The organism is Ureibacillus sp. FSL E2-3493, assembly GCF_038077515.1.
Lineage (GTDB): Bacteria > Bacillota > Bacilli > Bacillales_A > Planococcaceae > Ureibacillus > Ureibacillus halotolerans.
The window spans coordinates 1,765,418-1,791,674 of record NZ_JBBOPK010000001.1 but is presented as its reverse complement, the minus strand read 5'-3'; the positions used below and the strand labels follow the sequence as shown (position 1 = coordinate 1,791,674).

25 protein-coding genes, 1 tRNA gene and 2 pseudogenes are annotated in these 26,257 nt (G+C 35.4%); 15 read left to right on the top strand and 13 right to left on the bottom strand.

What is annotated here, in order from left to right:
- Positions 1 to 37: 37 nt before the first annotated feature.
- Positions 38 to 283 (top strand): hypothetical protein, encoded by a 246-nt coding sequence (locus tag MHH69_RS09065; RefSeq protein ID WP_341362160.1) that lies wholly within the window; start codon positions 38 to 40, stop codon positions 281 to 283.
- Positions 284 to 300: 17 nt separating this feature from the next.
- Here the strand turns inward: MHH69_RS09065 and MHH69_RS09060 are convergent.
- From MHH69_RS09060 to MHH69_RS09045, 4 genes and pseudogenes are all read right to left on the bottom strand, one after another.
- Positions 301 to 1,188 (bottom strand): annotated as a pseudogene (locus MHH69_RS09060) (IS3 family transposase); the annotation flags it as partial.
- A gap of 53 nt (positions 1,189 to 1,241) precedes the next feature.
- Entirely contained in the window at positions 1,242 to 1,967 is a 726-nt protein-coding gene (istB, locus tag MHH69_RS09055) for an IS21-like element helper ATPase IstB (RefSeq protein ID WP_122973751.1), read from the bottom strand.
- Entirely contained in the window at positions 1,951 to 3,378 is a 1,428-nt protein-coding gene (istA, locus tag MHH69_RS09050) for an IS21 family transposase (protein ID WP_338322908.1), read from the bottom strand. The genes istB and istA overlap by 17 nt, the downstream gene beginning before the upstream one ends.
- A 159-nt stretch (positions 3,379 to 3,537) precedes the next feature.
- Positions 3,538 to 3,813, bottom strand: a pseudogene (locus tag MHH69_RS09045) (helix-turn-helix domain-containing protein); the annotation flags it as partial.
- A gap of 344 nt (positions 3,814 to 4,157) precedes the next feature.
- On the opposite strand from MHH69_RS09045, the gene MHH69_RS09040 reads away from it, so the two are divergent.
- Both MHH69_RS09040 and MHH69_RS09035 read left to right on the top strand, forming a co-directional pair.
- Positions 4,158 to 4,532, top strand: a complete 375-nt coding sequence (locus tag MHH69_RS09040) for a hypothetical protein (RefSeq protein WP_341362159.1) — start codon at positions 4,158 to 4,160, stop codon at positions 4,530 to 4,532.
- The gene (locus MHH69_RS09035; protein WP_122970561.1) at positions 4,522 to 5,016 is read left to right on the top strand and encodes a hypothetical protein; all 495 of its coding nucleotides are present in this window, start codon (positions 4,522 to 4,524) and stop codon (positions 5,014 to 5,016) included. The genes MHH69_RS09040 and MHH69_RS09035 overlap by 11 nt, the downstream gene beginning before the upstream one ends.
- Positions 5,017 to 5,371: 355 nt before the next feature.
- Here the strand turns inward: MHH69_RS09035 and MHH69_RS09030 are convergent.
- A tRNA-Val gene (locus MHH69_RS09030) sits at positions 5,372 to 5,444 on the bottom strand.
- A 102-nt stretch (positions 5,445 to 5,546) separates the two neighbouring features.
- Positions 5,547 to 6,152, bottom strand: a complete 606-nt coding sequence (locus tag MHH69_RS09025) for a class I SAM-dependent methyltransferase (RefSeq protein WP_341362158.1) — start codon at positions 6,150 to 6,152, stop codon at positions 5,547 to 5,549.
- 151 nt (positions 6,153 to 6,303) lie between these two features.
- Here MHH69_RS09025 and MHH69_RS09020 point away from each other — a divergent pair, with 151 nt between their 5' ends.
- The gene (locus tag MHH69_RS09020; protein ID WP_341362157.1) at positions 6,304 to 7,029 is read left to right on the top strand and encodes a YqjF family protein; all 726 of its coding nucleotides are present in this window, start codon (positions 6,304 to 6,306) and stop codon (positions 7,027 to 7,029) included.
- A 135-nt stretch (positions 7,030 to 7,164) separates the two neighbouring features.
- The gene (locus MHH69_RS09015; RefSeq protein WP_122970564.1) at positions 7,165 to 7,374 is read left to right on the top strand and encodes a hypothetical protein; all 210 of its coding nucleotides are present in this window, start codon (positions 7,165 to 7,167) and stop codon (positions 7,372 to 7,374) included.
- 120 nt (positions 7,375 to 7,494) lie between these two features.
- On the opposite strand, the gene MHH69_RS09010 is transcribed toward MHH69_RS09015, so the two are convergent.
- The gene (locus MHH69_RS09010) at positions 7,495 to 8,490 is read right to left on the bottom strand and encodes an LLM class flavin-dependent oxidoreductase (RefSeq protein WP_341362156.1); all 996 of its coding nucleotides are present in this window, start codon (positions 8,488 to 8,490) and stop codon (positions 7,495 to 7,497) included.
- Positions 8,491 to 8,504: 14 nt separating this feature from the next.
- Positions 8,505 to 8,789, bottom strand: coding sequence for a DUF3219 family protein (locus MHH69_RS09005; RefSeq protein ID WP_341362155.1), 285 nt, complete (start codon positions 8,787 to 8,789; stop codon positions 8,505 to 8,507).
- A 235-nt stretch (positions 8,790 to 9,024) separates the two neighbouring features.
- On the opposite strand from MHH69_RS09005, the gene MHH69_RS09000 reads away from it, so the two are divergent.
- A protein-coding gene (locus tag MHH69_RS09000; RefSeq protein ID WP_341361629.1) for an IS3 family transposase occupies positions 9,025 to 10,358 on the top strand; the annotation gives its coding sequence in 2 pieces (ribosomal slippage) (positions 9,025 to 9,412 and positions 9,412 to 10,358; 1,335 coding nt in all).
- Positions 10,359 to 10,420: 62 nt separating this feature from the next.
- Here MHH69_RS09000 and qoxD read toward each other — a convergent pair.
- From qoxD to MHH69_RS08975, 5 genes are all read right to left on the bottom strand, one after another.
- Positions 10,421 to 10,702 (bottom strand): cytochrome aa3 quinol oxidase subunit IV, encoded by a 282-nt coding sequence (gene qoxD / locus MHH69_RS08995; protein WP_122970567.1) that lies wholly within the window; start codon positions 10,700 to 10,702, stop codon positions 10,421 to 10,423.
- A 1-nt stretch (position 10,703) separates the two neighbouring features.
- Positions 10,704 to 11,300 (bottom strand): cytochrome aa3 quinol oxidase subunit III, encoded by a 597-nt coding sequence (gene qoxC, locus MHH69_RS08990; protein WP_341362154.1) that lies wholly within the window; start codon positions 11,298 to 11,300, stop codon positions 10,704 to 10,706.
- Positions 11,300 to 13,246: a cytochrome aa3 quinol oxidase subunit I gene (gene qoxB, locus MHH69_RS08985; RefSeq protein ID WP_122970569.1), complete on the bottom strand. Its 1,947-nt coding sequence runs from the start codon at positions 13,244 to 13,246 to the stop codon at positions 11,300 to 11,302. The genes qoxC and qoxB overlap by 1 nt, the downstream gene beginning before the upstream one ends.
- A 60-nt stretch (positions 13,247 to 13,306) precedes the next feature.
- Positions 13,307 to 14,242, bottom strand: coding sequence for a cytochrome aa3 quinol oxidase subunit II (qoxA, locus tag MHH69_RS08980; RefSeq protein ID WP_122970570.1), 936 nt, complete (start codon positions 14,240 to 14,242; stop codon positions 13,307 to 13,309).
- Positions 14,243 to 14,718: 476 nt separating this feature from the next.
- Positions 14,719 to 14,859 carry a hypothetical protein gene (locus MHH69_RS08975; protein WP_158599657.1) on the bottom strand — a complete coding sequence of 47 codons (141 nt, stop codon included), beginning with the start codon at positions 14,857 to 14,859 and terminating at the stop codon, positions 14,719 to 14,721.
- Between the two features lie 153 nt (positions 14,860 to 15,012).
- On the opposite strand from MHH69_RS08975, the gene MHH69_RS08970 reads away from it, so the two are divergent.
- The 9 genes from MHH69_RS08970 to nikB all read left to right on the top strand — a co-directional run bounded on the left by MHH69_RS08970 (position 15,013) and on the right by nikB (position 26,239).
- The gene (locus MHH69_RS08970) at positions 15,013 to 15,525 is read left to right on the top strand and encodes a hypothetical protein (protein ID WP_341362153.1); all 513 of its coding nucleotides are present in this window, start codon (positions 15,013 to 15,015) and stop codon (positions 15,523 to 15,525) included.
- A gap of 282 nt (positions 15,526 to 15,807) precedes the next feature.
- On the top strand, positions 15,808 to 17,109 hold the full coding sequence (locus MHH69_RS08965) for a purple acid phosphatase family protein (RefSeq protein WP_122970572.1): 1,302 nt from the start codon (positions 15,808 to 15,810) through the stop codon (positions 17,107 to 17,109).
- Between the two features lie 256 nt (positions 17,110 to 17,365).
- Positions 17,366 to 18,532: an acyl-CoA dehydrogenase family protein gene (locus tag MHH69_RS08960; protein WP_122970573.1), complete on the top strand. Its 1,167-nt coding sequence runs from the start codon at positions 17,366 to 17,368 to the stop codon at positions 18,530 to 18,532.
- A gap of 174 nt (positions 18,533 to 18,706) precedes the next feature.
- Entirely contained in the window at positions 18,707 to 19,852 is a 1,146-nt protein-coding gene (locus MHH69_RS08955; RefSeq protein ID WP_341362152.1) for an acetyl-CoA acetyltransferase, read from the top strand.
- Between the two features lies 1 nt (position 19,853).
- Positions 19,854 to 20,255, top strand: a complete 402-nt coding sequence (locus tag MHH69_RS08950; RefSeq protein WP_341362151.1) for a Zn-ribbon domain-containing OB-fold protein — start codon at positions 19,854 to 19,856, stop codon at positions 20,253 to 20,255.
- Between the two features lie 107 nt (positions 20,256 to 20,362).
- Positions 20,363 to 21,553, top strand: a complete 1,191-nt coding sequence (locus MHH69_RS08945) for an MFS transporter (protein WP_241559249.1) — start codon at positions 20,363 to 20,365, stop codon at positions 21,551 to 21,553.
- Positions 21,554 to 21,671: 118 nt separating this feature from the next.
- Positions 21,672 to 23,222, top strand: coding sequence for a class I adenylate-forming enzyme family protein (locus MHH69_RS08940; protein ID WP_122970576.1), 1,551 nt, complete (start codon positions 21,672 to 21,674; stop codon positions 23,220 to 23,222).
- A gap of 37 nt (positions 23,223 to 23,259) precedes the next feature.
- Complete coding sequence (locus MHH69_RS08935; RefSeq protein ID WP_341362150.1) at positions 23,260 to 25,299, top strand: ABC transporter ATP-binding protein; 2,040 nt, start codon at positions 23,260 to 23,262, stop codon at positions 25,297 to 25,299.
- The gene (gene nikB, locus MHH69_RS08930) at positions 25,292 to 26,239 is read left to right on the top strand and encodes a nickel ABC transporter permease (protein WP_122970578.1); all 948 of its coding nucleotides are present in this window, start codon (positions 25,292 to 25,294) and stop codon (positions 26,237 to 26,239) included. Before MHH69_RS08935 ends, nikB begins: the two co-directional genes overlap by 8 nt.
- Positions 26,240 to 26,257: the final 18 nt, after the last annotated feature.

The window sequence follows — 26,257 nt, the reverse complement described above, 5'->3', positions numbered from 1 at the left end:
TCGATATTTTTATTTTTCATTTTTTACTTAAATAAAAATGCCAAAACACCCTAAAACCGGAAATTTATTAAATATTAAAGCCTACAGTGAATATGACGGTACAACAGAAATTGTCTTTCAAGGTGAGTTTGAAGATTTTCTTATAGCTTTCTTTAAAGAATATGAACGCTACTTTAAAGGAATTCTTCAAAAGGATTCAAATACCATTCAACACAAATCTGTTGAAATGATGGAGCGACAATTAAAAGTCTATAAGGCACTTGGTACTGACCATCATTTTTGAGACAATAAGAAAACACCCTACTTTACAGTTAGTTGACGGTATTTAACCGGCGATTGGCTGTTTAGTTTCGTTTGAATACGGATATTGTTATAATATTTTATATAGTTTTCGACGATTTGGATCACATGCGCATTCGTTGTGCGATTGATTCCGTCGAGATAGAACGTTTCAGACTTTAGCGAGGAGTGAAACGTTTCAATTGGAGAATTATCAGCGGGCGTGCCTTTACGAGACATGCTCATGGTAATTCTTTTTTCTTTTACTGCCTTTTGATAGTCATAGGACGTATATACAGAACCTTGATCGCTATGCAGGATACAGCCTTCAGGTAATTCTGGTAGCTGATTTAATGTATCTAAAACAAACTCTGTATCTTGAGTAAATCCGATTGTACGCGCTACAATCTCGCCATTAAAGACATCTAGAATACTTGAAAGATACATCATTGATTGACCAAAAGGCAAGTAGGTAATATCTGTTACTAACTTTTCAAATGGTGCTTCCGCTGTAAATTCACGATTTAATAAATTCGGTGCGACGTATGCTGGTTGTCCAGTGCGTTTACGTTTCTTCACTTTTACTCGACACTGCCAACCATATTTTTGCATTACTTTTTGTACTGTATTTTCACTTATCGGTTCTCCATAAATGCTTGTGATTTTTCGGTATCCGTATCGATATTTATGAAGTTTACACAACTCACCCATTCTCTTATCCCGAATGTCTTTCTTTGTTTCAACGTTATTATTCTTTTTCCAACGATAATAAGATGATCTACCTACCCCCAAGTGGTCACAGATTTCGCCAATTGTCATGACTTCTTTTAGTTCTTCTACCAATTGCACAACTATTCTTGGTACCACTTCCTTTCCCATTCTGCGTACTTTTTTAAAACTTGTATTTTGCAATAGAAAAGTGCAGAAAAATGCAATTAAAAATGCAGAAGTTTGCCACCCAATTAGTTTCTTTTTGACAGTGCGTGGGACAGTCTATAACTCTCACCATGAAATGAAATAATATGAGCGTGATGAATTAGTCTGTCCACTAACGCTGCTGTTAATCGAGAGTCTGTAAATATTTTGTTCCATTGACTAAATTCCAAGTTGGATGTAATAATCACGCTTTTTTGCTCGTAAAACTCCGAAATGATTTGAAATAATAATTCAGCTCCTTCTTTACTAAATGGTAAATAACCCATTTCATCTAAAATAACTAAATCTACCTTCTCCATGCGCTTTCTAAATACTGATAAACGGTGATTATGCAATGCTTGTTCTAATTCCTCAACCAAGTGTGCAATTCGATAAAAGCGGACCTCGTACCCTCGTTCACAAGCTTTTCTACCTAATCCTGTAGCTAAATGAGTCTTACCTGTTCCTGGTGAACCAACTAAAACTATATTTTGTCGGTTTTCAATAAATTTTAAACTACACAATTCCTCTTTAGTTAAATGGGGAGGGAACCGAATCTGTTCGGTCCACTCGTAAGTATGTAGGCTTTTTTTATCTAAGAATTTAGCTTTTTTCATTAACCGATTAATTTTGGCATTTTCTCTTAATTTTAATTCTTCATCAAGTACCCCATACAGGAATTGCTCTGGATTTTCAAAACTAATTTTTTCATATACATCCGCAACATAAGCTAGTCTTAAAGTTTTGCAGATTTCTCTAATATTTTGTTTCATTGGCGACCTCCTCTATAGGGGCTAATGAATCATATTTAATCCAATCTACCTCATATGGATCATTTTCACCAGGCAACTTTTCCTCCGCAATTAATTCATAAAAATTTTCATTAATACCCTTCATATCATGAGTAACTAATAAATTTGCTAAGCCATTTAATCTTTTTCGACGAATAATCAAGTTATCAACTAACAAAAACTCCTTAACTCTTCCTGGTAGATACTTAGTGTAGCGGGAATATTCCACTACTCGCGGTTTTTGAATCCATGTCTTAATGATGGATAGCCATGGTAAAGCTTTACGTTTTTTCATATATGGGCGATAGTCATCCAATAATATTTCACCGTTAGGTGAAACAATTTTTAATTGATCCCATGTGAGTATCATTTGTAACTGATTATAATTGGCACCCTTTGGTACATGAATTAACGACTGATCAACTTTTATTTCATTGTATTTATTAACTTTAACAAATTCCTCTTTAAACACAGGGTATGGCTTTTCAGGCAATGCGAGTAGATATTTCTTTTCTTCTTGCCATAAATCTTCTATCCGTACGTTTTTAGAGTAATGGATTCTATTACGATCAGCTTCCAATCTATGAAATAATTGATCTGTCAAACTTTCATAACTTTCCATGATTGGTGCCGAAGTAAAGAAATTATAACGTACATACCCTACCTTATTCTCTACATTTCCCTTCTCATGCCCACTGCGAGGATTACATACCTGAACGTCGAAGCCGTAATAGTTTTGAAATTGTATAAATTCATCGGTTAGTTGGGCTTCTTCAATTTTTGTTCTAGTTTTTTTGACTGCTGGAGTTAAGTTATCTATCCTTATCCTTTTTGGTACTCCTCCAACTTGTTTAAATAGAATGTTAAGGCCGTATAGAAAGCATTCTTGATTTTCAGAAGGTAAAGGCACTGAATAACCTGCATTACTATTCGGAAATGACATCACTAAAGCATGAATATCGACAATTTCTCCATCTTGAACTGCCTCCATAACTCCGAAATCCACTTGTGCTTCACCCGGAGGGTGTTCTAATCTTTCATAACCGTTGTCCTTTTCCTCTTGATGTGTATTTTTCCATTCAGAGATAAAGTAACAAACCGTTCGATAAGATCCCTGAAACCCTAAATCCTTTAATTCCTCAAACATTTGCTTCTTTGTCCTTCTGGACTTTTTCTTTAATTTTGAATCCTCAAATAGCCAATCTGATACAATCTCTCCCCATTTCTCTTCATACATCATTCCTTTCTTTTTAAATAATTTTTCCTGCGGTATTTGATCTTCATCCGCATACTTCTTAGCGGTTCTCCAATTTATTTTCATAGTTCTTTGAATCTCAGAGATTGAAAGACCTTTTTCATTTCTTAACTTTTTGATACAATTAATATCAGACATTGCTAGCATCCTTTCTTAACCTCCACTACAAAATTGCTTCGACACAATTAATGTAGCGGGGACTTGGGGTGACTGGCAAGTCTATTTTTTTTGCACAAAATTAGTGAAGGACTCTGCATTTTTCCTTTGCAAAGCTCTGCATTTTTATTTTGCCATACACAAAACTTCAATTTGTTGCTTTAAATAACGGTTCTCAGCCTTTAATTTAGCTGTTTCATTTTCATATTCTGGTCCTTTACCATAGGTATATTGCTTTCCAACTGGCTGTTCAAGGCGATGAAGTTCTCCATTTCGATACCACTTCATCCACGTTTTTAGTTGTGTATAATTTCGAATATTCAATTCTTCTAAAACTTGATTAACAGGTATTCCTGCTAATCTCATTTCGATTGCTTTCATTTTAATTTCTACTGGATAACTAACTCTTGTTCCCATAGAAAAAACACCTCCACGTTGGATTTATAGGTTTAATACCCGTTTTTCAACGAAAGGTGTTTTTATTTGTCTCATTTTTTTAGGTCAGTGCGCTTGAAAAAGAAAGTGCTTTTTTGTTTATCATTTTCCCCGATGCTTCATTGTTACCGACCAAGTTAGTAAACTATTCAGTGGCTTCAGTAAAATAACATTATAAATAAATAAAGGGGAAATGAAACTTTCTAATCGTTCAGTCGTTTATTATTAATGACTATTGTAGTATTTTGTAGAATTTAATCGAAATTTAGTGGTTTTCAAAGTATAATAACTTGGTCAAATTAGTTTATACAAAGGAGGTTTGAACAATGGAATGGACTTTAACTGGACTATTTATCGTGGCAATACTACTACTCATCTATTCTATGTACAAAAATAAGCAAGCTACAAAGATAGAACAACGCGAAATTGACACGGTGTATATGACGATAATGGAGGAGATTACTAAGCTTCAAAACGAAGTTCAAATTTTGAATTTAGAAAATGAAATCCTTTCACAAAAAGCTGGGCTTAGTAATGAGGAAAGAGAATTACAGCGAAAATTACTAGATTTATATAAGAGAAATTTTAAAGTGGAGGTTATGGCCGCTAAATTAAAGCTTGAACCATCAGAGGTGGAAAAGCTTCTAGCTCCATATGTGTCATTAAAAAAGGAAGGGAGAAAGGTAGCAAATGAAAGCTAATCTGATAAATAGCTTTGCTGCAGGTCTTCTCATCAGTGCAAGTGTTTGTGGAATTGTCTATTTTTCACAGTCTACACCGAAAGGACAAACGAATCAGGTGACAGCGAAGTCCCCAACGGAAGAGGAAATGAAAACGAGTCTCTCGAATGCTGGGTATGTTATTTTAACTAAAACAGAATGGGACGAACAACTAGCTGCTGCAGAAGAAGAGGCAAAAGGTCAACAAACTCAAAAAGAACAAACGGACCAATCGGAAAAGCAAGATAATGAGAAAGTCATTTATCGTACGGTTATCAATGTGGCATCAGGAATGACGAGTATCGAAGTTGGAGATGCATTAGTGCAGGGGGAAATCATTGATAATGCGATGACCTTTTTCAATGAAGTGGAAAAGAGAGGACTGGCAAATGATTTAAAGCCTGGTACCTACAAATTGGATAGTAATATGTCGTTAGATGAAGTCATCAATACGATTTTTCAGTAAGAATTACTCTTAATTAATTCTTTAGAAATATGCTGCGCTAGTACTTCTGAATTCTTCTAGTATTGTCTCCTCCTCCCAATGTTCACCAAAACAAACTCTTTTAAGAGATCAAGGTTATAAAGCATTGTAGTAGCTACCATTTATTCAATAACAACTTTTCATAAATTGGGAATGCTTCAAGTAAAAGACAAATCGGAGGAAACAATATCCTAGCGAAAAAAATTTTAATGAGTACAAGTAGTGCCTCCAATCAGCTTTACGCATTTAAAATTTCGATAAATTCAAATACATTAGAGAACAAAGACAAAGGTCGACAAACATTAATATCCCAGTGTTTGTCGACCTTTTAATTGAATAGTCTCGACAGGGTTCGAACCTGCGACCCCCACCTTGTCGAGGTGGTGCTCTCCCAGCTGAGCTACAAGACCTTGATTATTCTATTTACATATTACCATATGTAATAAAAAAATCTATTAAAATTTATAATGAAAACTAAAAAATGCTTTTCCCTCGTGAATAGATTTTAGTTTTTATGTTAAACGATAAATGACAAATCTTTCGTATGGATTTTTTTCATATAAAATAGGAAGCGTGATTTCCTTTATAAATTGAAAGGATAATTGGGTTTCTAAAAAATATTGATAATCATCTGAAGGGTAATAAAAAATTAAATCCATTTCTCGTTTAGTCTTCTCATAGGACAACATTATATTATCGAATACTTTCATAAAAACTTGTATGGAAAACGGATTAAAGAAATAAAATTTATTTTCATCAGGTTGAATTTCATATTTTTCTGCTAAACAACAGTGAAAATGAATGGATCCTTTATTTTTTCCCACATTTCTAAAATAACTTTTTTCATTTTTCATTGCTTCATCTAAAAAATGTTGATTCATATCGATTCCTACACAATTGGCATGAAACATATAATGAATGAAGAAATTTAACCTTCCTTTACCACAACCAAAATCGACTATTGTATCCTGGTCATTGACTTCATAATGTTTAAACAACTCTTCTAAAGCTGTATAGGGGGTTGGTTCATAAGGGTGATAATGGATGGAGTTATTAACTTCCATTTGTTTTGAACGTGTATTTATATGGAGCATTTTATCGTATTGATATTCTTTCAACATGTTGCCTCATTTCATTTTTCAATAACTACATAATCATAGCATTTCTTACACCAATTTTATAAAGTTTTTAATTTGTTTAAGTGACTAATGTTGGCGCCTTTCGTAAAAGATGTTACTACTAATGATTTGTAAGAAGGGTAGGAGCATTTTGATAAAAAGTAAATATAAAAGTTATAAAAGGGACTATCCGTCTTTACCATGGATAATGAAGCAAACATGGATTGATAATTTGTTTATCCATTATCCAGTTAAAAAGGAAGTTCTTCAAAAACTTGTACCGACTTCGTTAAAAGTGGATACATATGATGGATTTGGGTGGGTATCCGTTGTTCCTTATATCTTTACTGACATGCGCGGTAGAGGTCTTCCACCGTTACCAGGTATAAAAGAATATCCAGGATTTAATATCCGTACATATGTAATGGTGAATGATAAACCAGGTGTCTTTTTCTTTTATCTGGCAGCAGCCAACTGGTTTGCGGCTAAATGTGCGAAAACCTTTTTCGGACTGCCTTACTTTTTTGAGCCACTTAAGATGGAGCGGCACGATGAATCTGTATTTTTTGAAGGAAAAATGAGTAAAGGACAATTTAATTGTCAATATCACCCGATTTCTACTCCATATATGACATCAGCAGGTTCTTTAGATGAATGGTTATTGGAACGTTATTGTCTTTATACAATAAATAAGCAAGGTAAACCACTACAATGTAATATTTTACATCCATCTTGGATCGTATTTGATGGAGAGGCCAAGATACAGGAAAATATATTAAGACGGAATTTTAATATAGTTCCTGAAAGCGAAAAACCTATTTTACATGTTGCGAAAAGGGCAGATGTACGGATTTGGCCATTAGTAAAAGGGGAATAAAAATCAAGTCATATCTATTATTTCTTCCGAAAAAAAATAAAAATTTGAACAAATAGTGAAAAATATATGGCTATTTTGTGAACGATTGTTGTATACTATGTATATAGTAATACAACACAAGGGGGAGTGACGATAATGTTCAAATTATTTACAAATGTTTGTGCGCTACTTATCGTTTCTGGAATTATACTATTTGTCGCAAGCTTCTATACAAATATATCCATTTGGTACGGAATTGAAATAGCAAAATGTGGAGGATTTTTATTTATTATTGCCATATTTATGCAACTACTTTTTGAAAAAGAAACCGAAAAGAATCATTCAAAACAGCAGCTAGTTAAATAATGCAATAAAAATAAATGCGCATAATTGGAAAATCCCCAGTAAGTAGATTTAAAACGCTACTTACTGGGGATTTTATTTGTATTAAGATCTTCTATAAGTTGACATACTTTCGTTTGATGTTTAAGAAAGTACTTCTTGAGCAATCAATTTATATGAATTCGCCCGTTCTTCTGGAGAGTGGGTAATTGTTAGTATCATAAATTCGTCTACTTTATACTTAGCTTGTAATTGATGTAAAGCCTCTTGAACTTCTTTCGGGTTACCAATAATCATTTTCTTTTTTAAATGAGAAAGTTGCTCATTTTCTTTTTCACTTAATTTATATTTTTTAGCGACTTCGATGGATGGGATTGTTTGTGCTTTTCCTTTATCAATGAATAATTGCCAGATTAGCGTACTCAAAGCAATTTCTTCTGCTTTTTCTTTTGTTTCCGCACAAATGACAGGAACAGTTACTAATACTTGTGGCGGTTGATTTTGTATTTTCGGTTGAAAAGATTTACGATAAGACTCGATTATAGACGTACCATCTTGTTCACTCATAAATTGACCAAAAGCATAAGCTAATCCATTTTGTGCAGCAAGAATGGCACTTTTCTCACTAGTTCCTAACATCCATGGTTGAGGAGTCGTTTCAGGTATAGGAGAGGCGGATATTTTCGAGAATTGGTGATCCGACGGAAAATCTTGATGAAAAAAATGGAGTAATTCTTCTACTAATTCCGGCATTTGATAAACCTTTTGTAAAAAATTATCGTTCAAAGCATTCGTTGCTTCAGCAGATCCACCAGGAGAACGACCAATCCCGATATCAATTCGATTTGGAAATAATGTTTCGAGCATATTGTAAACCTCAGCTACTTTATATGGCTTATAATGTGGTAGCAAAACAGCTCCAGCACCAATTCGTATTCGATTCGTTTGTGCACCAATATATCCAAGCATTACTTCCGGCGCGGAACATGCAAGTCCAGGTAAATCATGATGTTCGGCAATCCAATAACGCGTATAGCCTAGTACATCTCCTAATTGAGCAAGTTTCATCGATTCAATTAAAGCATGTTGTGCTTTTTGATTGGATGAAATGGGGGATTGATCTAATATACTTAACTTCATCTTTTTCCTCTTTTCTAATTTCTTACTTCCACTAAAGTCAATTTATAAATACCCACTTCGCCTTCTTTGTATAAATTCGTAATGGATGTTGAATATTGTTCAATTGTCCCTCTAAAAGCTAAATTTTGTTCTGGAACTTTTACATCAAATGTTCCTTCATAAAGTAGTACGGCAATATCATGGTATTCTTCGCTCGTCACTTTGAACTCAATAAAAATTTTATGTAAACCTGAATTTATTTCTTCCTTGTAATTGTCTATATGAATAACTCGTTCATTTAACATAATTTTGTTTACCAAAAAAAATCATCTCCAATCTAAGTTTGTATGCAAATGATAGCACTGACAGGTGGGGGGAGTAAAATAAATTGTTTTAAAGAGGAATTGGATAATTGAATTGAAAAACTCAAAGATAAAAAAGAGCCCGACTATTATAAAATGTACCCTATAAGAAAGACACTTGAAAAAAGGTCTCTCTTATAGGGTACTTTTATTTATAATGAAATAAAATAAATGGTTGATGGAGCGGAAGAACATGTCGAAAAAGTTATTTACAGATCAAGAACAGAAATTACTCAAGAAACATCCTTATGTAAAAGCAGTGAGTGAAAAAGCAATAACATATACAGATGAATTTAAAGCAAGAGCCATTAAAGAATATGAGGAAGGGAAATTTCCACTTCAAATTTTTGAAGATGCAGGATTTGATATTGATATCGTAGGTAAAAAACGTGCAAAGTCTGCTTTAGAGCGATGGCGTGCTGCTTATCAAAAGAATGGTGTAGCTGGGCTTGTGGATACACGTAAACACTCTTCAGGACGTCCACTTGAGCGAGAATTAAGTATAGAAGAAAAGTACGCAAGGTTAGAGGCGCAAAATGCATTATTACGTGCAGAAAATGAACTACTAAAAAAGATCGATTTAGCAGAAAGGTTGTTGATAAAGAAAAAGAGAAATTAACAGCGGAACAAAAATTTCAGTTGATCCAGTATGTGATAGAAAAACACCGCTTAAAAAGAATGGTAAGCTACCTTTGTAAATTAGTTGGAGTCTCTCGATCGGGCTACTATCGTTATTTTTCAGAAGAAGCACAACTTAGTAGACAAGCTAGTGATCAGGCAGATGAGACAGTCAAAGAAATCATTTTAAAAGCGTTCAATTTCCGTGGTCGTAAGAAAGGTGCACGTCAAATTAAAATGACGTTAGAAAATCAGTATCAAATTACATATAACCTAAAGCGAATTCGTCGTATCATGAAAAAGTTTCAAATCATCTGCCCCATTCGAAAAGCAAATCCATATCGAAGAATGGCCAAAGCAACGAAAGAACATAGAACTTTACCAAATCTATTAAACCGTAAATTTAAGCAAGGAATCGCTAGAAAAGTATTATTAACAGACATTACATATTTGAGTTATGGAAAAGGAAAACGTGCCTACTTATCCGCTATAAAAGATGCCGAAACCAATGAAATTTTAGCATATGAGACATCGGATAAAATTACACTAGATATTGCATTAAATACATTAAAGATGTTGAAAAAGAATGGGATAAAATTGGCCGATGGCGCATTCATTCACTCTGATCAAGGGTTCCACTATACCAGCCCCCAATTTCAAAAGATGGTAAAGAAAATGGGACTAGAGCAATCTATGTCACGTCGTGGAAACTGTTGGGATAATGCCCCACAAGAATCGTTTTTTGGTCATTTTAAAGATGAAACAGACTTTAAATCGTGTGAAACATTAGAAGAAGTAAAAAGAGAGATTAAGAGTTATATGACTTATTACAATCATTACCGAGGTCAATGGAACTTAAAAAAGATGACGCCTGCACAATACAGTCACCATCTTCTTCAAGTTGCTTAAAAGCCTTTTTTAAAAATGTCCTTTACAAAGGGTACACTTTATTATAGTCGAGCTCCCATTTTTTACATATCCCATATTAAAATTAATAACGAACCAAATACGGTAATAACTGCAATAATGACACCATAAAGGATGTTCGTATAAATTGACTTACCATCTTCAGATTCACCAGCATGCATAAATACAACGAGTTGTAAAAAGGCTTGAATAAATGCTGTTACTAAAAGAATGGTCATACCTATATGAAATGACATATCTGTAAAGTAAACTAGCAAAGCCACAGCTGTTAGGATCAACGAAAAGACAAAGCCCATCACTTGTTTTACAGGAAATAATTCTTTCATATTACATCATTCCTTTCAAATAGATGAAGCTGAAAATGAAGATCCAAACAACATCTAAGAAATGCCAGTAAAGAGAGAAGATAAATGATTTATTAGCTGTTTCTGGAGTTAATCCACGTTTTTTCACTTGAATCATAATGAATAATCCCCAGAATAAACCTAACGTTACGTGTCCTCCATGGGTACCTAGTGTTGTTAATAACGCGGCTGTAAAGGCACTTGTTTGATAAGTAGCACCAACATGGTAGTAATGCGTAAACTCAAATATTTCTACTCCTAAGAAAACTAAACCAAGTAGTAGGGTAATGCCAAAGAATGTGAGCATCGCATTTTTACGACCGAGTCTCAATGCATGAACACCAAGTCCGATAGTAAAACTACTTGTTAATAAAACAATTGTTTCAATCAATACTGGAGTAATTTCAAAAATCTCACCAGGCGTTGGTCCAGAACCCGTACGACCTTGTAATGTGAAATAAGCTGTAAATAGGGTAGCAAAGAGCATAATTTCTGCTCCAAGGAAAATCCAAAACCCTAAAATGTTTAGCTTATTTTGATCTGTACTATATTCAAGAGGTTGCGAGTGATCAATTTTCATTATTTAGCACCTCCAATTTTAGCTTCAGTCTCTTTAATTTCTTCAACCGAAATATGACGTCCATGATCTTGTTCAAAGGAACGAAGAGCAAGACAAACAAAAATACCAATTAAAGCAATCACGGCTGGAACCCATAATGCAAAGACAAATGAGAATCCGGCGATGAAGAAAATAACACTCATAATGAATGGTACACCACTATTATTTGGCATATGGATTTCTTTCAATTCACCTTTAAATAATTGATGTCCATTTTTCTTTGAATCCCAGAAAGTTTCACTTGAACTAATTTGAGGAATTCTAGCAAAATTGTATTCTGGTACTGGTGTATGTGTAGCCCATTCTAATGAACGTGCATCCCATGGATCACTACCAATATTTCTTGGTGAATTTTTATAACTGTAGTATACATTGTATACGATTGTAATGAATCCAATCGCCATTAAAGCAGCACCGACAAATGACACCATATTTAATGGTCCGAAGCCAGTTGCTTCTGAATAAGTGTACATACGACGCGCTTGACCGTCTAAACCAGTGATATACATTGGGAAGAAGGCAAGAACGAAACCTACTGTTAATAACCAGAAAGTAGATTTACCGATTTTTTCATTTAACATGAAGCCAAAGAATTTTGGCCAGTAATAAGTTAACCCAGCTAGCATCGCGAAAACGACACCAGGAATAATCGTGTTATGGAAGTGGGCAACTAAGAACATTGTATTATGGTATTGGTAGTCTGCTGCAGACATTGCAAGCATAACCCCTGTAACACCACCGATAGTGAATAGTGGAATGAATGCTACTGAATAGAGCATTGGGACAGTAAAACGAATTTTCCCTTTCCACATTGTAAACAGCCAGTTAAAGATTTTAACCCCAGTAGGTACTGCAATTGCCATCGTCGTAATCGAGAAGATACTGTTTGTAAGTGCTCCTTGACCCATTGTAAAGAAGTGGTGAGTCCATACTAAGAATGATAGTAGGGAAATTAATACCATCGACGCTACCATGGATTTATAACCATATAAATTACGGCGAGAGAATGTTGAAATAATTTCACTGTAAATACCAAAGGCAGGTAAAATTAAGATATATACTTCAGGGTGTCCCCAAATCCAGAAGAAGTTCGCCCAAAGCATATCCATACCGCCATTAGTTGTAGCAAAGAAATGCGTACCAAATAATCGGTCAGTTGTTCCCATTAATAATGCAATTGTTAAAACAGGGAATGCGAAAACTATAATGATATTCGCAATGAAAGCAGACCATGTAAACATTGGCATTTTCATTAACGTCATGCCAGGTGCTCTCATTTTTAAAATTGTTGTACACATGTTAATCCCCGTCATTAAGGAACCGATACCTGAAATTTGAAGGGCTAACATATAATAGTTTGTTCCAACTGATTCACTGAAATCATTCCCAGCAAGAGGGAAGTAAGAAGTCCAACCAGCATCTGGTGAACCACCGATTACGAATGAAATATTAAATAACATTGCCCCTACAAAGAATAACCAGAAGCTAAGTGCATTCAAACGTGGGAACGCTACGTCACGCGCACCAATTTGTAAAGGCACAATTAAGTTCATAAACGCGAAGATAAATGGCATTGCCATAAACATGATCATGACAACCCCGTGTGTTGTGAAAATTTCATTATAGTGTTGTGCATCTAATAATTTTGCATCAGGTGTTGCAAGCTGAGCACGCATCATAATAGCGTCAGCGCCACCTCGGAATAACATTAGTAGGGCAGAAATTAAGTACATAATTCCGATTTTTTTATGGTCGACTGTAGTTAGCCATTCGCGCCATAAATAGCCCCATTTTTTGAAATATGTTAAGCCAACAACAATACCAATACTTACTACAGCAATGGCTACCATTGAGGCATAAATAGCTGGACTTGGATGAGGTATGGCAAATCGTTCAAAGAATTCCATCCTTTTTTCTCCTTTCAAGAGTAGAAACTAGTAAAAAACTAGTTTTTATTCATTTCAATATTAGTGACCACTATGGTCTGTGTGCTCCGATTCATCTGTATTCCCATGCATATGATGAGATGAATGATCTTCTGATTCTGTATCTGTATCAGATTCTGAATTTGTTCCATGGTTGTGTTCTGGAGCAGGACTAAATTCTAAATGAGTACCAGTAAAGGTCATTTGTCCTAGATGACCTGGTTCTAATAATTTTTGGAATTCACTTTCAGTTAGTGGCTCAGCAGTATCGTGTACTTCATCAACCCACTCATCAAATTCTTTTTGAGACATAGCTGTTACATTAAATGTATTTTCTGCGAAACCTTTACCACTGAAGTTTGCATTTCGTCCCATAAATTCTCCTGGACTATCTGCAGCTAAATGTAATGTTGTGACCATATCGGACATCGCATATTTTTGACCACCAAGTTGTGGAATCCAGAAACTTGTAATAGGTCCATATGAATAAAGTTTAAATTCAATTGGACGATCCGTCGGAATATAAAGGTAGTTAACTGTTTCTACCCCTTGTTCAGGATAACTAAAATGCCATTTCCAGTTAGAAGAAGAAGCGTAAATCACTAAAGGTTCTTGTTCTTCGTAACCTTCCGGTGCAGATTCTACTATATAGTTACTTTGTACGGAAACAAATGATAAGTAAGCAACAATCAATACAGGTATACCTACACAAATTGCTTCTACCCATTTATTCCCTTCAAGATGAGGTGGTTCATAATCCTCACTTTGTTTTGAAGCTCGGTACTTAATTAATATATAGCCTAACATCACCATGACAACAATGACGATAACTGCCATAATGCCAATTGACAACATAATGTCACTTGCTTGTCTCTCAGCCTGTGGTCCTTTAGGGTCTAAAACTAAAAGAGGTTCACAACCTGTAAGAATGAGAAGAAGTGCCATTACGGACGTTAGAAATGTCCATTTTTTTATCATTTCAATATTCACCTTCCCTTTATTGTTGTTAGAACAACACTGGTGTTACTTCCATCAACTCTATTACTATTCTAATAAAATTGATTAAAAAAGGAATCACTAAAACCCGTATTTCACGTAACGTTCATATTCCATTCAAAAGTTATTCACGAAAAGTTCACCAGTAGTACACCAGTTAGACACGGAAAGTTCACTATTTATCAAGTTCCCATCAAAAAAGGGGATATATGGTTAATTAGGATAAATAAAGGTTGTAAAACAGGAGAAAAGAGGGGAATAATTAAAAAAGATCTCTTTTATAGAGATCTTTAACGGTAAAAAACTTTTATTAGTATAATAATTTAGTCGTTTAAAATAACTTTTTAAACGACTAAAAACAAAATGTGCTACATTTTAATATGATTTAGCTGCTATAGTTTAATTTGTTATCATTTAATAAAAATAAGGATATTTTTCTATAATAAAGGTATTAAGAACTAGTCATTCGTTTTATTATTTTGAAATTCGATTTTCTTTAAAGCTCTTTCAAAATTTTGTTCTTGTGAAATTTCCTCGCGACTATTATGTTTCTTCGGTTTTTTTTCTTTTCGGAATGTTGTTTTTTCCTTCTTCGCCATCTATATCACCCCTTGTACTTATTTTGGTTCATTTCGAAATCGGAATACTAAGCAATAAATGGTTCTTATAAATCAAAATCATCTTTTTTAATTTATATGCCCTTGCAAGTCGTTCAGGTACGACATCTACTAGTATGGAAGGAGGGTGATAAAATGGGACCAGAGCGTAAAGCTAATTATGAAGGAAATGAAGAAGAACTATCTAATCGCATCGAAAGTGAAGTTATATTGGATCGGAATTCCCTTATTATAAGTCAAAATTTTTGTGTGGATGCAACTGTAGGAGCGGAAGAAAAGTTAATCATTGAGAAAGTTGTAATTACTGAAGAAGATGGTGAACCGATTGAATTAAACGAGTCCTCTTATTTCGAAGAAGAAGTGAAAGAAGAAATAAAAATTCGACAAGATTATACACTCATTTACGCAGCTCCTGCGACTCCCATGCGTTCACCATTATTAATGACCGTTATTGCTAAAAATTTATCTGACAACGATGTTTTAGTTTGTATGGAAGATGAAGCAGACATTTTAGTAGAAGAAATTGTTCCAGCTAAATCTGAATTAGCTTTGACGGCACAAAGTGCGTTATTTTTAAGAGCTTTGGCCCTTAGTCCAAGTCGTGTACAATTTTTTATAAGCGTATTCCACCCAACAACATTGTTTTAGCATGATGAGAAGCTATAGGGAACTAAGCACTTTTTTAGGTGCTTCCTTTATCTTTTTCTTTTTATAAAAATCAATTCAAAATAAATAAAGATTAACTAATTTGCTCATAATTTAGTTTAATACATAAGTTAGTTTTCAATCTTGAATACACACTTTATACCTATTACCTTTTACCCTTTATTCTCAAAGATGGATATCTTTACAAGGGCTATAAAGTAACTTAACAATGGAAAGTTACGATTTAGTTGCAAGAAAACAAATAGGTATAAGGAGTGTATAGAAATGATTAACTATTTATCTACTAAAGCAAAAAGAAAGGTAATGGCTGTTCTAGCAGCATCTGCCATTTTACTTCCCGCTTCTCTATCAACGAATGAGACATCAGTAGAAGCGGCGAAAGTAAACAACAGTACTTATGAAGTGACGGACATTGCCTTTTCTGTTGGAGCAGATGAATCACAACGTACATTCAATTGGTATACAGATTCGACATCAAAACCAGGTGTTATACAATTAGCAAAAGCGAATAACGGGAATGGACAACAGTTTCCAAAAGGGAAAACGATGACGATAGAAGCAACTTTAGAGGAAGCAACGAGTGGTGAATCGAGTCATGAAGTGACGATTACAGGATTAAAAGAAAATACAACTTACAACTATCGATTTGGTGACGGAAAAGGAAATTGGAGTGAAACTTATGCGTTTACTGTCGGAGGAGACAAAGATTTTAACTTCCTATTCTTCGGAGATCCCCAAATCGGATCTAGTGGCAACATTGAAGCAGATGGACAAGCTTGGCAAAAAACTTTAGATATCGCTTTGGACCAATTCCCTGCAACCGATTTTTTAGTATCAGCTGGTGACCAAGTAAATAAATCAAATAGTGAAGAAGAATATGAAGCCTATTTTTCACCAGATGAAATAAAACAATATGCAATTCAAACAACTGTTGGTAATCATGATAACTCAGCAACATATGCTAGTCACTTTAATGTTCCAAATGAATCTACTTTAGGAGCAACGAGTGCAGGTGGAGACTATTCTTATGTATATAATGATGCATTATTTATCGTATTAAATAGCAACAACCGAAATAATGAAGAGCATGCCCAATTTATTGAAGAAACGGTTGCTGAAAATTCTGATGTGAATTGGAAATTTGTTGTAATGCACCATTCGATTTATAGCGAAAATAGTCATAAATATGATCGTGACGTATTAGAACGTCGTGAAGAATTAGTACCTGTTTTTGATGAAAATGACATTGATGTCGTATTAATGGGACATGATCACGGATATGTTCGTACTTATCAAATGGAAGGCAACCAACCATTATTTGAACAAAACTTTGTAGCTGAAAACACAGTAAAAGATCCAACTGGTGTCCTTTATTTAACAAGTAATTCCTCTTCCGGAAGTAAATATTATCACTGGAGAGATGACGCTGCATTTTACACAGCTTTAAGAAGCCAAAATTATAATCCATCCTATTCAAATGTAGAAGTTACGGACAACACATTTACTTTTACAACTTATGATGTTGTAACAGGACAAGTTATTGATGAATATAAAATCATAAAGTAGAAATTAAAAATGAATGACAGTAGGTAAAACCTTTAAAACAGAGGTTTTACCTATTTTTTTATAAACATGACATCAAAACGTTTTGTAAAATTCCAACGAAATTTCTTACCTGACATTTTGAAAACGCTTTAATTTTTTTGCATATGTAAGGTGCTATACACATACCGTTAGATAACTGAGTATTCTAAATAATTGTGAACAATGATTGACAATTTTTAGACCAATTACTCAATTAAACAATAAGGAGTTGTCATGGATGGATTTTACTTTAACAGATGAACAAAAAATGATTCAAAAAACAGTGAGAGATTTTGTAAACAAGGAATTAAAACCGTTAGAACAAGAAGTTTTAAAAAACGAAAGGGAAGGCAAACCAGGAATTTCACGGGAGAAAGTACAAGAATTACGTGAAAAAGCTAAAGAGATTGGTTTCTGGGGCATTAATACACCTGAAGAATATGGTGGGGCGAATTTAGGACCAATTATGTCTGTGTTAATTGCGATGGAACTAGGAAGAACTTTTGTACCATTTAATTTCGGGGGTTCAGCAGACAACATTTTATATTTATGTAATGAAGAACAGAAACAAAAATATTTAATACCAACCATTAATGGTGAGAGACGTTCATGTTTTGCATTAACTGAGCCAGGAGCAGGATCAGATGCGAGAAGTATTCAGATGCAAGCTGTAAAGGACGGCGACCACTGGGTTTTAAATGGTGAAAAAGTATTTATTACAAATGGGAACGAAGCAGACTTTGCAATGGTATTTGCTGTAACAGATAAGGAAAAAGGAGCCAATGGAGGCGTAACTTGTTTCCTTGTGGACAGAGAAATGGGTTGGGAGTCTGAGCCAATTCATACAATGGGTGAATGGGGTCCAGCAACCCTAATATTTGATAATGTTAGAGTTCCAGAAGAAAACATTTTAGGCGAATTAGGTCAAGGATTCAACCTTGGTATGCAATGGATTGGTCAAGGACGTTATATGATTCCTGCAGGAGCAATCGGTGCAGCTGAACGATTACTTCAAATGGCCATTGATTATTCAAAAACGCGTGTTACATTCGGTAAACCAATTGCTGAACGACAAGCAATTCAATGGATGATTGCAGATTCAGCTGTTGAAATTGAAGCGGCGAAATGGATTGTATTTAGAGCTGCTTGGATGGCTGAAAATGGAATGGATGCTCGTCATCAATCTTCCATGGCAAAATTAAATGGAGCGGTTATGGCGAACCAAGTTGTAGATCGAGTATTACAAATTCATGGTGGTATGGGTTATACGAAGGAATTACCTATTGAACGTTGGTACCGTGAGCTAAGACTTCATCGCATCTTCGAAGGTACAGATGAAATTCAACGCCGTACAATTGCACGCAACTTATTAAAAGGTCATGTAAAAGTTGGGGAATTACTATAATTGTAGCGTTTTTCAAATGATTATCAGTAAAACATACTATCCAGTCAGTTTTTTAAAAGCCCCATCATACTAATCAGTCAGTTCTTATTTCACCATAAAATACTGGCCGGTTAGTTAATAGACTTTTAAATTGCTAGAATATTAGGCTCATTACAACCCTATCGAAAGGGGGAAATGTCTTTGAAATCAGAAAGAGTTGCGGCAATCGTTGGGGTTGCTGAATCCGATCTTGGAAAGACGCCAGGTAAAAATGTATTGCAATTACAAGCACAAGCTGCCAAGTTAGCGTTAGAAGATGCTGGATTAACAAAGCATGATGTGGATGCAATTTTTACTGCGGGCAATTGGGCATGGGCTCCTAATTTAATGTTAGCAGAATATTTGGGTATTCAACCAAAGTATACCGATTCAACTAATATAGGTGGTTCTTCTTTTGAAGCCCATGTTGGGCATGCGGCAGCTGGGATTAAAGCAGGTTTATTCGATGTTGCCCTTATCACGTACGGTAGCACCAATCGAACAAAACCAACAAACTCAAGTTTTCAATCTCCATTGACTGCCCAATATGAAATTCCATTTGGTCTTCCTACTCCAGTAGGGGCATATGCATTAGCGGCCACAAGACATATGCATCAATATGGAACAACATCTGAACAGCTTGCAGAAATTGCTGTTGCAACTAGAAAATGGGCCACATTAAATGAAAAGGCTTACATGAGAGAGCCAATTGAAATAGCAGATGTTCTTAATTCCCGTTTTATTGCAGAACCCCTTCATTTATTGGATTGTTGTTTAGTTTCTGACGGTGGAGGTGCCGTCATCGTTGCTTCTAACAAAGTAGCTTCAAAGTTAAAGAAGAAGCCTGTTTGGATATTAGGTCATGGGGAGTCCCACTCCCATAATACCATTACAAACATGCCCGATTTAACGATGACTAGTGCTCGTGAATCTGGTAAAGCGGCTTTTGAAATGGCGGGCATTTCCCACCACGAAATTGATGTTGCTGAAATTTACGATTCGTTCACGATTACAGTTTTATTAACTTTAGAAGCTTTAGGATTTTGTCAACCAGGAGAAGGTGGTGCCTTCGTAAGTGGACAACGGACTGCTCCGGGGGGAGATTTTCCGATGAATACAAATGGTGGCGGTTTGTCCTATTGTCATCCGGGGATGTATGGAATCTTTTTATTAATTGAGGCTGTTAGACAACTCCGAGGAGAATGTGATGTTCGTCAAGTAAGTGATGCAAATCTTGCATTAGTTCATGGAACAGGAGGAGTGCTTTCATCTACTTCTACAGTCATTTTAGGGAGGGATTAAATTGATAAAAGATTTAATAAAATCCGGGATCGACGAAGAATCTAAACCTTATTGGGACGGATTAAAAGATCACAAGCTATTGATACAACAATGTGAAGACTGTCAACAGTCTATTTTCTATCCACGTTCCATTTGCCCACATTGTTTTTCAGGTCAGCTATCTTGGTTTCAAGCAAATGGAACTGGAAGCATATACAGTTTTACTATTGTCCATCAAGGATACGGACCGTTCAAAGGCGAACCCCCTTATGTAGTAGGGATTGTTGAACTGGATGAAGGGGTTCGAATGATGACAAGAATCATAGGGGACAAAGACGAAATTTCAATAGGTAAAAGGGTGTCGGTCGTATATAAAGAAGTAGAAGAAGACTTCGTTCTACCTTATTTTCAACTAATTGCATAATGAATCCAGCCAAAACAATATAGGTTTAAATCAAATGTTATGAGAGTTTAAACGGAAGAATCCCTCCTTCCGTTTCCTTTTTATTAATTAGAAAGAAGATGAAAATTATGATGGATAGGAAGGCGTTCTTTTTACTAGGATTCATTATGTTTTTGACGATGACAGGTTATGGAATAGTACTTCCTACATTACCATTTTTAGCAGATGATCTACATCTCTCATCCGTTCAAATGTCATCCTTAATTATTATTTGGGCCATTTCCCAATTGATTACTGCTCCTTTATGGGGGCGTTTAGCGGATAAAATAGGGAGAAAACCTGTATTAATATTCGGTGTATTTGGATTTGGAATTGCTTTTTTACTATTAATCTTTGCTCAAAATTATTGGCAATTAGTATTCGTAAGATTGATTGGAGCCGCATTGTCATCGGGTGCCCAACCTGCAGCCTATTCCATGGTGGCTGATCAAACAGACAAAATGTATCGAAGTAAAGCAATCGCTAAAATGGGGGCCGTAAACGGTCTTGGATTTCTTTGTGGTCCTGCTATTGGAGGCGTATTTTCCCCTTTAGGAGTAATGGTACCATTTATCATTGCAGGCTCATTGGCACTTATTACTCTACCTTTTGCATGGTGGTTTATTAAAGAATCTGGTGTTGTAAACGAAGAAGAAGACAAATTGAAAGAGGAAAGAGAATCGCTGTCCCTGTGGAAATCGATAGGAATGATAACTAAAACAGGTTATTGGAATCATTATACGATTATTCTTGGATTATCCATTGCGGCATCGAGTTTTTTCGGACTGCTGGGCTATTTTATGATTGCGAAGTTTGATGCTACCTCACTATTTGTCAGTTTAGCTTTTAGTGCTCAAGCAGGTATGTCCGTAATCGTACAATTTTTTTTCCTAAATAAAATTTACGAGTACTTGGATGAAGAGAAAATTTGTAAAATTGGCCTCGTCATTGTTGTTGTTGGTTACAGTATTATCAGTTTTTCACCATACGTTTGGACTGTTATATTCGGTTGTACGTTAACCGGTTTAGGGCAGGCGTTAGTTCGCCCAACTACGACAGCTATGTTATCCAAACAAAATGAAATGGGGCAAGGGATCACCATGGGGTTACAGCATTCAATGGATAGTTTAGGAAGAATACTTGGTCCACTTTGGGGTGGATGGATATTTACTTTCTTTATATCGGGTCCTTTTGTTACTTCGGCGATTATTACTGCCTTACTTTTAGGGATAACATACATCAGTGCTCATCAACAATATCTTCAAACAAAAAAAGCATAACAATCAGGAATTTATGGCCCCATTCATCAATTGTTATGTTGTTTCGTTAAATAAAAATGAAAACGTTTTCTAGTTATGTTTAACTATGAAAAAAGTAAATCATCATTAGGAGGATAACATGCTACTAACTGAATTGTTGAAAGAAAATATTAATAAGTTTGGTGAGTATGATCTTCTATACTATCATGACAAAATTTATACAAATATTGATACAGAAATGATTTCATCAAAAGTTTCTAGTTTAATTCGTTCTCTTGGTATTGAAAAAGGTGATCGTGTTCTCATCTGTATTCCAAATTGCCCAGAAGTCATTTTTTCTTATCAAGGTGTACTAGGAGCAGGTGCAATTATCGTACCAGTCATGTATTTATTACATGAAAATGAAATCAATTTTATTTTAAAAAATTCAGAAGCAAAGGCTGTTATTACTTCATCTACCCTTTTACCGAAAATTATCAATGCATCAACTGATTTAGCTAATAAACCAAAAATTATTTGTATTGATCAGCCAAACACTAGTGAATTAGAACAAGTTGATATTGAAATTATTGAATGGGAAAAAGCGCTGGCAAATATTACAGCCATTGAAAAACACCCTTTAGATATGGAAGAAACGGACATTGCCGTCATTTTATATACTTCAGGTACTACAGGTGTGCCAAAAGGAGTTATGTTAACCCATAAAAATTTATATGCAAATTCAATGTCTGGCGTATCTCTTAGAGATGATGAGACAAGGGGCACGACAATTGGTGTACTTCCGTTAGCCCATATTTATGGATTTGGCATTATGAATAGTATGTTATTACTCGGCAGTTCAGTTGTCATTTTCTCGAAATTCGATGCGGAAGAAGTATTTAAAGTAATTGAAAAATATAAAGTAAAATCCTTTGCAGCAGTTCCAGCAATGGTGCACGCAATGGTATATCATCCAAATGCAGATCAATATGATTTATCAAGTTTGGAGACAGTTGGTTCAGGGTCCGCAGCTCTTGCCGTTAGCTTACGCCATAAATTTAAAGAGAAATTTGGAGCTGAAGTACGAGATGCCTACGGGTTATCAGAAGCTTCACCTGGTGTAGCATCACAACGAAATGATATGCCGATTAAAGAAGGGTCAGTTGGAATTCCGATGCCGGGTGTCAAAATAAAAATTGTCGATGAAGATGGAAAAGAATTACCTGCTGGGGAAGTTGGGGAATTGTTAGTACAGGGGGACAATGTAACACCGGGTTATTTCCGAAATGAAGAAGCTACTAAAAAAGCATTGCAAAATGGTTGGCTTCATACTGGAGATATGGCAAAAGTGGATGAAGAAGGCTATTTGTATATCGTCGACCGTAAAAAAGATTTAATTATTCGTGGAGGCTTCAATATTTACCCACGGGATTTAGAGGAACTACTTGTCAAACATGAAGCCGTTTTAGAAGCAGCCGTTATCGGTATCCCTTCTGAAAGAATGGGTGAAGAAATTCTTGCTTGTATCGTAAAAAAAGAAGGGGTATCGGTTGGAGAATCGGAGTTAATTGATTACTGTCAAAAAAATTTAGCAAAATATAAAACTCCTCGTCATGTAGTTTTTATTGATGAACTCCCACGTAATGGAGTCGGAAAAATATTAAAAACAAAGTTACGAGAACAATTTGCTGATTTTAATATAGAACAATAGTTATTTTTTAATATTAATGAAAGGAGGAAGAATGCCATTGGTCAATAACTCTCCATCTTTATTAAAAGTGGAAGAAATGAAAACGGTCTTTAAAACACGCGCAGGAAATTTGGAAGCCGTAGATGGAGTTTCCTTTAGTATTTCTAAAGGGGAAACCGTTGCTATCGTTGGAGAATCAGGTTCGGGAAAAAGCGTTTCCGCCTTATCCATTTTAAGATTGTTAGATAGTAACGGCGAAGTTACTTCTGGAAAGATATTATTTAACGATTTAAATTTAAAAGATTTAAGCAACGATGAAATCCGAAAGATTAGAGGAAATGAAATCGCCATGATTTTTCAAGATCCAATGACGTGCTTAGATCCGGTATATACGATTGGCGATCAAATAATCGAAACAATAAAAATTCATGAAGACTTAAGTAAAAAAGAATATAAAGATCGCGCCCTCGAACTATTAAAACTAGTTGGACTTCCTGATCCTGAAAGCCGAATTGATGCGTATCCCCATCAATTATCGGGGGGACAAAGACAGCGAGTCATGATTGCCATTGCCCTTGCTTGCCGTCCAAACTTAATCATCGCAGACGAACCGACAACAGCATTGGATGTTACGGTGCAAGCTCAAATCATGCAATTATTAAAAGATTTACAATCCCAATTTGGAACAGCAATTATTCTTGTAACCCATGATTTAGGTGTAGTAGCGGAAATGGCAGACAAAGTTGTCGTCGTTTATGCAGGTCAAGTAGTGGAACAATCGAAAGTGAAGGATTTATTTAATCATCCCGAACACCCTTATACTCAAGCTTTGTTACAAAGTATTCCGAAAATCGATACAGACCGAAACCGCCGATTACAAACGATAAAAGGAAATGTTCCGAGTTTAAGAGATATTCCATCTGGATGTCGATTCCATCCCCGTTGTCCTTTAGCAACGGATAAGTGTAAAAGTGAAGAACCACCTCTTTTTGAAATGAAGGAAGATCGGGTGAGTAAATGTTGGAAGGCAGATCCAACATCAGAAGGTAAGTGGGAGTTTCCAACAGTCGAAGAGAACGAAGCTATTTTTGAAGAAAATGAACATTTGAATAATAAACAAATTTTATTGCAAGTAAACAATTTAAAAAAACATTTTCCTATAACAAAAGGGATTTTATCTAGAACGGTCGGTCACGTGAAAGCGGTCGATGGTGTTTCAATCGAAATCTTCAAAGGAGAAGTTCTTGGACTTGTTGGAGAGTCAGGATGTGGAAAATCTACAGTTGGTCGTTTAATTACAGGGTTAATCGATTCAACAGAAGGTGAAGTAACATTTGATCAGAAAAAGTTAGCAACGGCTCATCGTAAGGAACGGAAAGGATTAAGAAAAAGAATCCAATTTGTCTTTCAAGACCCTTATAGTTCGTTAAATCCGAGGATGACAATATTAGATATTATAGGAGAGCCTTTGGAAGTTCATAACATAGCAAAAGGACATAAAAAACAGGAACGGGTAGCGGAGTTACTAGAAATTGTTGGGTTATCAAGGGAAGATATGCATAAATTTCCCCATCAATTTTCGGGAGGACAACGACAAAGAATTGGAATTGCTCGCGCTTTAGCGACAGAACCAGAGTTATTAATATGTGATGAAGCTGTTTCAGCACTAGATGTATCCGTTCAAGCTCAAATTTTAAATTTATTGAAAGATTTACAGCTGAAACTCGGATTATCCTACTTATTTATCTCCCACGATTTAAATGTGGTGAAATATATATCGGATCGGATAGCTGTTATGTATTTAGGTGAAATCGTTGAAGTAACGGATTCGGGTACACTATTTAAAGAACCATTGCATCCGTATGCAAAAGCACTTATTTCAGCAGTACCAATTCCAAATCCAAACATCGAACCTGAACGAATGATATTAAGTGGTGAAGTACCGAGCCCATCCAATCCACCAACTGGTTGTAAATTCCATACGAGATGTCCCGCTGCAATGGAAATTTGCAAACAGAAGAAGCCAGAATTGAAAACAATAGTAAAAGGACATACCGTTTCATGTCATCTTTACGGAAAGGAGCTAGAAAATGGTTGAGTATATCATTAGGAGGCTCGTTTTCGGAATATTCGTTCTATTTATTATGACGGCGTTCATCTTTATCGTAATGAGAGCTGTTCCAGGTGATGTCGTTACACTTCAGTTAGCGAATTCTGGTGCAACCCCTGAACAAATGGAAGCGATGAAAGCGGAGATGGGGTTAGATAAAAGTATACTAGGGCAGCTTACCGATTGGGTTACAAATGCTGTGCAAGGAGATTTAGGAAATTCCTTATGGTCCGGTCAGGAAGTTTCTCAAATTATAGTAGATCGTTTACCAGTTACGATTCAATTGGCGATTATGTCCATTATCCTTGCCATCTTAATTGGGATTCCAATTGGTGTCATTTCAGCGGTAAAACAAAATACATGGATGGATCATTTTTTAAAAATCTTTTCAGTAAGTGGTTTATCTATTCCAAACTTTTGGTTAGGACTCGTTCTACTTACTGTCCTTTCTTTAGCTTTAAATTGGATACCACCTTTAGGGTTTCAATCATTTGCAGAAAATCCATTAGTTAACTTTCAGCAAATGATTTTGCCGGCTATATGTTTAGCCATTACTTTAAGCGCTAGTATCGTTCGAATGACAAGGTCTGCCGTTTTAGAAGTGCTACATTCTGAGTTCATACGTACAGTTCGAGCAAAAGGTGCTAAAGAAAGAATCGTTATTTTTAAACATGCCCTTAGAAATTCTTTAGTTTCTGTCATTACATTAATTGGTTTACAAGTCGGTTACTTACTTGGAGGGACGGTTGTACTTGAATCAATTTTTGCACTTCCTGGATTAGGTAGTTTGATTTTTGAATCCGTGCTAGCAAGGGATTATCCGATTGTACAGTCAGCCGTATTGGTCTTTGGTGCGATGTTTTTACTAGTCAACTTAATTGTGGATGTTATGTATGGTTGGGTAGATCCACGTATTAGAACGAAATAACAATGGAAATTATTATTG